Source organism: Mycobacterium sp. (genome assembly GCF_049683355.1).
Classification (GTDB): Bacteria; Actinomycetota; Actinomycetes; order Mycobacteriales; family Mycobacteriaceae; genus Mycobacterium.
The window spans coordinates 1-8,642 of the sequence record NZ_JBAUJB010000247.1 but is presented as its reverse complement, the minus strand read 5'-3'; the positions used below and the strand labels follow the sequence as shown (position 1 = coordinate 8,642).

Sequence of the window (8,642 nt, the reverse complement as noted above, 5' to 3'; positions counted from 1 at the left end):
CCTAACAAACAGACACCAAAAACTGGCATCAAAAACAGTCACACCCCCAAACGGGAAAATGCAGGCATGACCAAAAAACAAACAAAAACCACCAAACACACTATTGAGTTCTCAAACAACACACCCGCCCAGCCGCGCCACCGAACCCGCGGCTAAAGCCGCGTTCTGGTAGTGCGGACGGTCAGGAAACCACCGAAGTGGTGCTTTCCCTCTGGGAGGCCGTCGCGCTCTGCGGGCTGGGCCCGCGCTGCGACGACTTCAACAAGTTACGTGAGGGAAAACTGAGAGTCAAATGGCCTGCTAGGGCGTGTTTTTCAACCTCGACCCCGCGTGCGCACCATGCGGTGCGTCGACTCCTGAACAAGCTCAACGGCGCTGCGCCCGGGATTGTTCCCGAACCACTCCGCAAGCCTGTGACCACAGCTTTCGCTGCAGTGAGTCATTCAACACGCTCGACGCCAGCGATATTCCGCTTGCCCCGGCGCAGCACCAGCCACTTGCCGTGCAGGAAGTCCGACGGCTGCGGAACCCAGTCGTCTGTGGCGATCTTCACGTTGTTGACCGAGACACCACCCTCGGCGATGGTCCGCCGGGCAGCACCCTTGCTCGCCGACAGTCCACTGGCGACCAGAAGATCGGTGATGGTGGCCGGACCGCCGGAGACGAACTCGGCCACCGACGCCTCGCGCAGCGCTGCGGACAGCGTGGCCTGGTCGAGTTGGCCGAGTTCCCCGCGCCCGAACAGGGCCTGGCTGGCGTGTTCCACCGCCGCCGTCGCCGCATCGCCGTGCACGAGGTCGGTGAGTTCCCGGGCGAGCCGCCGTTGCGCCGAGCGTTCATGCGGGCGATCGGCGGTAGCCTGCTCGAATTCGGCGATCTCGTCGGCGGACAGGAAGGTGAACCAGCGCAGGTACGGGATCACGTCCGCGTCCGCGGTGTTGATGAAGTACTGGTACCAGGCGTACGGGCTGGTCATGTCGGGGTCCAGCCACAGGCTGCCGCCGCCGGTGGACTTTCCGAATTTCTTGCCCTCGGAGTCGGTCACCAGCGGCGTGGTCAGCGCGTGCGCCGTGGCGCCGGCCTTCTGCCGGACCAGTCGCACGCCGGCGATGATGTTGCCCCACTGATCGGACCCGCCGATCTGCAGCGTGCACCCGTAGCGCTGATGCAACTCCAAAAAATCGTTGGCCTGCAGCAGCATGTAGCTGAACTCGGTGTAGGAGATCCCCTCGCCGTCGAGCCTGCGGCGCACCGTGTCGCGGTCGAGCATGACGTTCACCGAGAAGTGCTTGCCGATGTCGCGGAGGAACTCGATCGCGGAGAGTTCACCCGTCCAGGCCAGATTGTTGGCGACCACGGCCCCGGTGGGCGAGTCGTCGAACTCCACGAAGCGCTCCAACTGGCCGCGGATCCGTCCCGACCACTCGGCGACGGTGTCGGCGGTCTGCAGAGTGCGTTCCCCCACGTCACGCGGATCCCCGATCATCCCGGTGGCCCCGCCGGCGAGCACGATGGGTCGGTGACCGGCCCGCTGGAAGCGCCGTAGCGTCAGCAGCGGGATCAGATGCCCGGCGTGCAGGCTCGGCGCGGTCGGGTCGAAACCGGAGTACACCGTCACCGGGCCGTCGGTCAGCGCTGTAGCCAATGCCGCGCGGTCGGTGGACTGCGCGACGAGCTCACGCCATTCCAATTCGTCGAGGATGGAAGCCGCAGAAGTCACGAGCTCTGATCCTTCCGTACTAGTCGCTCTGTCCGGGAGTCGGTGCCCGGGGGCTGCGCCGATACGCCGACACCTCCGGGTGTCCTGCCAGCCACATCCGCCACGGTCTGTCGGCGGCCTTGCTGACGCCGACCCTGGGTCCCGTCATACCGGTCTGCCCCTCACCCAGCTCGAGCCGGACCTCAGCATGCGGATCACAGAGGTCGGTGCCGTTGTCCTCCATGGTGATCCCGAGTGCCGAGCACAGGTTGCCCGGCCCGCGCGCCAACCCGGGCGCACTGACCCGCTCCCCCCGCCGGACGCGGGCGGTCTCGGCGCCGGACTGGATCACCGCGGCTCGCAGCAGCACCGCACCTGCCACCCCGTCCGTCGCGCAGACCACGTTGGCGCAGACGTGGATGCCGTGGCTGCGGTAGGTGTAGAGCGATCCCGGTGGGCCGAACATCACCGCATTGCGCGGCCCCGGGCCCCGGAACGAATGCGCTGCGGCGTCGGGCCACGGTCCGTCCGCCGGTCCCCCGTACGCCTCCACCTCGACGATCACCGCGCTGACCTGGCGCCCGAACAGTACCGACCCCAGCAGCAGGTGCGCGGCTGCCAGCGGGTCGACCGCCAGACCCTCGACTGCCATCGCCGTCACTTTACGGACCGGTATTGACACCTCTTCGACCACGGCGCATATTTCATTTGATGATGACTTCATCGGACGATGAATTCCTGGGCGGCGCGCCTCCCGACGCCGTCGACATCAGGGATCTGCGGGTCGTCCGCGGTGGGCACGTGGCACTCGACGACGTCAGCGTGAAAGTGGCGCGCGGGGTGATCACGGGCGTGCTGGGAACGTCGGGCTGCGGAAAGACGACGTTGACGCGCAGCGTCGTCGGCACCCAGATCGTCGCAGGCGGATCGGTGACGGTACTGGGCAGCCCGGCGGGGTCGGCGGACCTGCGCCACCGCGTCGGGTACGTCACCCAGAACCCGACGATCTACTCGGATCTGCGGGTCCTGGACAACGTCCGCTACTTCGCTGCGCTCTGCGGCTCCGGCGCCCATGACGTCGACGACGTGATCTCCGCCGTCGGGTTGGAGGATCACCGCAAAGCCATGGCCGGCAACCTGTCGGGCGGTCAGCGCACCCGGGTCTCACTGGCATGCGCCCTGGTCGCCCACCCCGACCTGCTGGTCCTCGACGAACCGACCGTCGGCCTCGACCCCGTCCTGCGGGCTGACCTCTGGGAGCGGTTCTATCAGCTGGCGCGCGACGGCACCACGCTGCTGGTGTCCAGCCACGTCATGGACGAAGCCGACCACTGCGTGGACCTGCTTCTCATGCGTGACGGGCAGGTACTGGCCCAGAGCTCACCGACCCGATTGCGAACAGAGGCACAGAATGCCAGTCACTGGAGGAAGCGTTTCTGTCCATCATCCGGCGCGGCACCGCAGCAGGAGCAGCCTGAGCGCGCTGAACCCGCGCGGCTATCTCGCGACGACCACCCGGATCCTGCGACAGCTCGCCGGCGACCACCGCAGCGCCGCGATGATCCTGTTGGTCCCGAGCCTGATCATCACGCTGCTGTATTTCATGTTCGTCGAGGTGCCTCGCCGACCCGGTGAGCCGTCGCCGTTCAACTCCGCCTGCCTGATCATGCTCGGGGGTGTTCCCGCTGATCGTGATGTTCCTGATCACCTCGATCACGATGCAGCGGGAACGTGTGTCCGGAATTCTCGAACGAATCCTGACGACCCCGCTGCGTCGGCTCGACCTGCTCGCGGCCTACGGCACCGCCTTCTCCGTGGCCGCGGCCGCGCAGGCCACCCTGGCGTGTGTGGTGTCGTTCTGGTTTCTCGGACTCGACACCGCAGGCAGCCCCGGGTGGGTGTTCCTGATCGCGATCGCCAACGCCGTCCTCGGTGTCGGACTCGGCCTGCTGTGCAGTGCATTCGCGCGCACCGAGTTCCAGGCCGTCCAGTTCATGCCGCTGCTCATCGCGCCCCAACTGCTGCTGTGCGGGATCATCGTCCCGCGTGGGCAACTCCCCGAATGGCTGCAGTGGATCAGCAACGCGCTCCCGGCCAGCTACGCTCTTGAGGCGCTACAGGAGGTCGGTGCACACCCGGAGCTGACGTCGGTCGCCCTGCGAGACATCGTGGTGGTCATCGGGTTCGCGGTGCTCTCCCTCGGCCTGGCCGCTGCGACCCTACGGCGAAGGACACCCTAGACAGATTGACGACCAACCCGGAGCGTAAGCGTCCCGGGCGGCCACCCGGCGCCTCGGACACCCGCGATCGTATTCTCTCGAGTGCGCGTGACCTGTTCGCTCGCAATGGAATCGACAACACCTCGATCCGGGCCATTGCTGCCGGCGCGGGCGTGGATCCGGCTCTGGTTCACCACTATTTCGGTACCAAGACCCAGCTGTTCGCCGCGGCGATCCAGATCCCGATCGACCCGATGACGATCATCGGACCGTTGCGTGAGGTGCCCGTCGAGCAGATCGGCCGGGTGCTGCCGTCGCTGCTGCTACCCATCTGGGACTCTGAGCTGGGCAAGGGCTTCATCGCCACCCTGCGGTCGATACTGGCCGGCAGCAACGTCTCCGATGTCTCGCTGTTCCGGGCTTTCCTGCAGGACGTGATCACCGCCGAGGTGGGTAGCCGCGTCGACGATCCGCCGGGAAGCGGGCGGATCCGGGTGCAGTTCGTGGCGTCGCAGTTGGTCGGCATCGTGATGGCCCGATACATCCTGGAGCTCGAGCCGTTCAAATCGCTTCCGGTGCAACAGGTCGTCGACACCGTCGCGCCGAACCTCCAGAGGTACCTGACCGGCGACCTGCCGAATCTGGCCTAAGACGACCCGGCCGCAGCGAGCAGCCGGTGATGCTCGTCGTCGTCGACTGTGACCGCCTCATCGACGAGGAGGACAGGGATGCCGTCGTCGATGCGGTAGCTGCGTCGCAGACGCGGGTTGTAGAGCTGGCCGTCGACATACAGGAGCGGGCCCCGATCGGCGGGGCAGACCAGGATCGAGAGGAGTTGGGCGTCCAACTCTCAGCGACCGGGCATCGGGAAGATCGGGGCGTCGTCTCGGATCATCGGGTTGCCCCCACCCCAACTCGGCCCCATCGGCGCATGCGGGCTACCCGGCGTGGCCACCGGCGGCGCGCCCGGGGCGGGCGCCTGCACGCCCTGCCGGGAGAACTGCTTGCGCTGGTCGACCAGCGTCGCCTGCAGCGCGTCGATCAGAGGTTTCTGGTTGGGCCGCGCCTCGAGGCCCGCCGCCAGCGCCCGGGTGCTGGAGATCGACGGTCGGATCCCGCGCGATCGCAGCGTGATCACCTGCTCGATCAGCTTGGACACTTGGCCGCCGCCGGAGCCCGTCTGATATTCCTGGGAGATCATCATCAGGATCTGGTCGGGCGACACCGCCGCCCTGTTCTCGGTGGTCGGCTCGGCAGGTTGGGCGGGCTGGGCGCCCGCGACCGGAGCAGCGACACCCGACACGAGGCCGCCGACCAGCGCTGCGCCTACCAGCGCGGTCGCCGTCGAGCGGCGCCAGATTCGTGGTGACATCGATCCTCCTCGTGGAAAAACAGCCAGCGCGAGCCTAACAGTGCAACCACCGCCGGGCATCACTCCTGACTGCCGACGATCTCGCTGCGCACCGCAACGGTCAACCGCTTGTACCGATGGGTATCGGGGTCTCGGTACCAGGCGTTACGCGACGCTTTCGGGATGCCCTGCTGCTGCAGCGGACCGGTCAGCGGCCGGCAGGTCGCGGACAGCGTCATCTCGGCGGCCACGTGCACGATGTCCGGCGCCTCGCCCACCGGCAGTTCGGCCAGCCCCTCTGACAGGTCGGCGGAGGGCACACTGCCTCCGGGCCGCAGAGCGAGGGCGGTCACCGCGAGGATCTCAGCGCCGGTGTCGACACCGGAGGTGACGGCCATGTCGACTGCACCCAACCGGCCGACCGCATCGTTGACCGTCGCGGCGAACACCGGCCCGCGAGCCGTGTGGATCACCGCGTCGCGGTTGTCGACCAGCCAGTAGTCCCCGTCTTCATCGCGGCGGAACAGATACTCGGTGGACACCCAGGTGTCGGCGGGCGCGAACACCCCCCTCTTAACCGAGGCCAGCGGATCGACCGGGCCGCGGGGGTGCGCCAGCAGCACGCCGACCTCGTCGGTGTCGGCCAGTCGGACGAATCCCCGATCGTCTTCGAGGATCAGGTTGTCCTCGGGGTCGTAGGCGGCCAGCGCGATCTCACCGCCCCCGGGCAGGGGCCGGCCTTTGCTGCCGATCTTGGCGCCTGCGACGTTGGCCAGCACGGCCTGGCCGTCGGTGGTCGCGAAGAACTCGACGACCTGTGCGGGGCCGAACACCTCCACGACGCGCTTCCAGAGGCCCGCGGGCATTCCGGACCCGATGAACAGCCGGACCGAATGAGAGCCGGTGAGTGAGAACGACGGATCGTCGATGACTTCCCGCAGCATCGCCCAGGTGTAGGACACCACGGTCACGCCGTACTGACGGATCTCCTGCAGGAACCGTTCCGGACAAGGGCCCCGCGACAGCGCGACACGGGCACCACCGACGACCGCACCCCCGAGGCTGACCAGCAGGCCTGACTGATGATGCAGCGGGGTGAGGCAGTAGACGGTGTCACTGCGGCCGAGGTTGGCCGCGGAGGCGGTGCCGAACGCCGACAGCGCCCACCGGTAGTTGGTGATCTGGCGGGCGATCAGTTCGCCGCTGATGCTGCTGAACCCGATGAACGCCAGGTCCCGGGCAAGGCCCGGGTTGGGCCGGTACCAGCCGGGCAGGTCCACCTGGTCCGGGTCGATCTTCTCCATGTCCACGACGTCGGCGGCGTCGCCCAGGTGCAGGTCACGGGCTTCACCGCCGCCGAGCACCAGCACCCGCATGTCCAGGGCGCGGGCGGCGTCGAGGTTGCTCGGGTCGGTGATGATCTCCGACACCGCACCGAGGCGGGCGGCCGTCGCCAGATCGGCGTCGGGGGGCATCAGCACTGCGACCGCCCCCAGCCGCGACAGGGCCGCGATGGCCACCAGCGCGCTGGGCCGGGTCTCCATCAACACACCGACGCGGGCGCCCTGCCGTACCCCCACCCCGATCAGGCCCCGAACGACGTTGTTGATCCGCCGGTCGACAGCCTCGTAGGTGTGCACCCGGCCGTCGAACAGCAGCGCCTCCCCGTGTGGTGCGTCCCGCGCCTGCTCGGACATGATGCGGCCCAACGAGATCCTGGTGTGGTCGTTGACCTGACCCAGTCGGGCCAGCCGGGGCAACGTGCGGGCGGTCTCCACGGCGAGCGTGCGTGCCGATTTGTTCGCGGCAACCAGTGCACCGGCCGCCGACCGGGCCAGGCTGAACGCCATCTCGGTGGCGGCGGCGGTGCTGTGCGCCACCCGTGAGGTCAACGACACTCCGCTCTCGGTGTTCTCCGACGGCTGCAGCGGCATCGGCGACACACCCTCGGGCATCTCGCCGCCGCCGTCGAGCCAACGCACCCAGGCGGCGACGGCGGGCCAGGTCTGGGTCGCCGCCTTCGATCCGACGACAAGGCCGAAATGGCCTGCACGGATCAGGAATTCGTAGACGTCGGCCTGCGGGGCGGCCCGTTTGATGCCGCGCACCGAAGCCGGCTGGCCGATGTCGTCGACCTCTCCAATGACCGCGAGCACCGGACAGTCGATGTCGGACAACGTCACCAGGTCACCGTGGATGGAGAAGCCGCCGGTCATCATCCGGTTGTGGGCGATGAACTGTTTGAGCAGTTCGGAGATCGCCGGACCCGACCAGGCGATCCATCCCTCGGATGCCAGGAAGCGGCGCTGCTGCTCGCGCGGCAGCAGTGCTTCCCTGTCGTGCAGCTGACGTAGGAAATCCAGCCGCGACTGGGCGGTCTTGATCGGGTCGAGCATCTGGAACCCGGTGCGCGCCAGCCAGCCGGGGATGTCGATGCGGCTGAAGACGTGATCGGCCATGAAGTCGGCGGCGGCCGGCACCAGGCTCGCGGGCAGGTTCATCGGCAACGCGGCGAGGGTGTCGACCGGCGAGCCGAACCCGATGATGCTGGCCAGGTCCTTGGACCGGCGGTAGGCGGCGGTCTGATAGGCGAACATCCCGCCCTGCGAATAGCCGGCCAGGTGGACGTCGCGGCCGGTCACCAGCTTGATCGTGTCGATGGCCTCGCTGAGCGCCACGACGTGGTCGGCGAGGTTGCGCTGCATGCCGCCCTCGATCTTGTCGGGCGAGCCGAAGTCGATGACCCACGGGTCGACCCCGGCCTTGTGCAGGATCCCGACCGCGCCCTCGTCGCGGGTGACGTCCCACATATCGGCCGACATCATCATCGGGTGCACCATCAGCACCGGAGGTCCGGCGGGCTTGGCACCCGGACGGCTGTCGGGCGGGAAGTAGCGCCGCAACCGGTACATCGGGACGCTCTCGATGATCTGGAACGGCGACGGAACCGCGCCGGTCTCCAGCCCGCCGTAACGCAGTACCTCGAGACCGTTCTGCGCGGTGGCCACAAGACGCCCCACAGGCCCGGTGATCGCCGAGAGGTCCACCACGCCGAACTTCCCTCCCACGGATTCCAACACCACCGTTGCCGAGGTCATCATGACACAACGGTGATGACGGTCCGCCGCGATCGGCGGGGTGGGTCAGCGCGCTTAGTGGTCTCGCTCGTAAGTTCCTCGGGGGTCATGCTGCGCGGGGCTGGGCGGGGTCGTGCTGGGACTCTGGTGTGTGGTTGTCGAGCCTGTTGAGCAGGTCGTCGAGGTCGGTGGTGGTGAACTTCCATTTGAATGGCGCAGCGGTCTGGTTATAGCGGGCCTCGAAGTGGTTGAGCCGGTCGATGACCTCGTCGAGTTTGGTGAAGTCGTTGGGCGCC

Annotated in this window: 6 protein-coding genes and 3 pseudogenes; 3 read left to right on the top strand and 6 right to left on the bottom strand. The window is 67.7% G+C overall.

Annotated features, from left to right (window positions below; genetic code table 11):
• Nucleotides 1–439: 439 nt before the first annotated feature.
• Together tyrS and WA944_RS15140 are read right to left on the bottom strand one after the other, a co-directional pair.
• On the bottom strand, nucleotides 440–1,720 hold the full coding sequence (gene tyrS / locus WA944_RS15145) for a tyrosine--tRNA ligase (RefSeq protein ID WP_526369425.1): 1,281 nt from the start codon (nucleotides 1,718–1,720) through the stop codon (nucleotides 440–442).
• A gap of 19 nt (nucleotides 1,721–1,739) precedes the next feature.
• Entirely contained in the window at nucleotides 1,740–2,351 is a 612-nt protein-coding gene (locus WA944_RS15140; RefSeq protein WP_526369427.1) for a DNA-3-methyladenine glycosylase, read from the bottom strand.
• Between the two features lie 59 nt (nucleotides 2,352–2,410).
• On the opposite strand from WA944_RS15140, the pseudogene WA944_RS15135 reads away from it, so the two are divergent.
• The 3 genes and pseudogenes from WA944_RS15135 (at nucleotide 2,411) to WA944_RS15125 (ending at nucleotide 4,568) form a co-directional block, all read left to right on the top strand.
• Nucleotides 2,411–3,177 (top strand): annotated as a pseudogene (locus WA944_RS15135) (ATP-binding cassette domain-containing protein).
• A pseudogene (locus tag WA944_RS15130) lies at nucleotides 3,111–3,939 on the top strand (ABC transporter permease). Before WA944_RS15135 ends, WA944_RS15130 begins: the two co-directional pseudogenes overlap by 67 nt.
• Nucleotides 3,940–3,944: 5 nt before the next feature.
• Nucleotides 3,945–4,568, top strand: a complete 624-nt coding sequence (locus WA944_RS15125) for a TetR/AcrR family transcriptional regulator (RefSeq protein WP_163890760.1) — start codon at nucleotides 3,945–3,947, stop codon at nucleotides 4,566–4,568.
• Here the strand turns inward: WA944_RS15125 and WA944_RS15120 are convergent.
• The 4 genes and pseudogenes from WA944_RS15120 to WA944_RS15105 form a co-directional block, all read right to left on the bottom strand.
• Complete coding sequence (locus tag WA944_RS15120) at nucleotides 4,565–4,765, bottom strand: Trm112 family protein (protein ID WP_163890758.1); 201 nt, start codon at nucleotides 4,763–4,765, stop codon at nucleotides 4,565–4,567. The two genes, WA944_RS15125 and WA944_RS15120, sit on opposite strands and share 4 nt — an antisense overlap.
• A 3-nt stretch (nucleotides 4,766–4,768) precedes the next feature.
• The gene (locus WA944_RS15115) at nucleotides 4,769–5,290 is read right to left on the bottom strand and encodes a hypothetical protein (protein WP_526369432.1); all 522 of its coding nucleotides are present in this window, start codon (nucleotides 5,288–5,290) and stop codon (nucleotides 4,769–4,771) included.
• A 59-nt stretch (nucleotides 5,291–5,349) separates the two neighbouring features.
• A complete protein-coding gene (locus WA944_RS15110; RefSeq protein ID WP_526369434.1) occupies nucleotides 5,350–8,367 on the bottom strand; it encodes an AMP-binding protein in 3,018 nt (1,005 codons plus the stop codon).
• A gap of 85 nt (nucleotides 8,368–8,452) precedes the next feature.
• Nucleotides 8,453–8,642, bottom strand: a pseudogene (locus WA944_RS15105) (hypothetical protein); the annotation flags it as partial.

Excerpts from the sequence above, each read along its gene's own strand:
- WA944_RS15140 (WP_526369427.1), bottom strand. The coding sequence starts at position 2,351 with ATGGCAGTCGAGGGTCTGGCGGTCGACCCGCTGGCAGCCGCGCACCTG.
- WA944_RS15115 (WP_526369432.1), bottom strand. The coding sequence starts at position 5,290 with ATGTCACCACGAATCTGGCGCCGCTCGACGGCGACCGCGCTGGTAGGC.
- WA944_RS15110 (WP_526369434.1), bottom strand. The coding sequence starts at position 8,367 with ATGACCTCGGCAACGGTGGTGTTGGAATCCGTGGGAGGGAAGTTCGGC.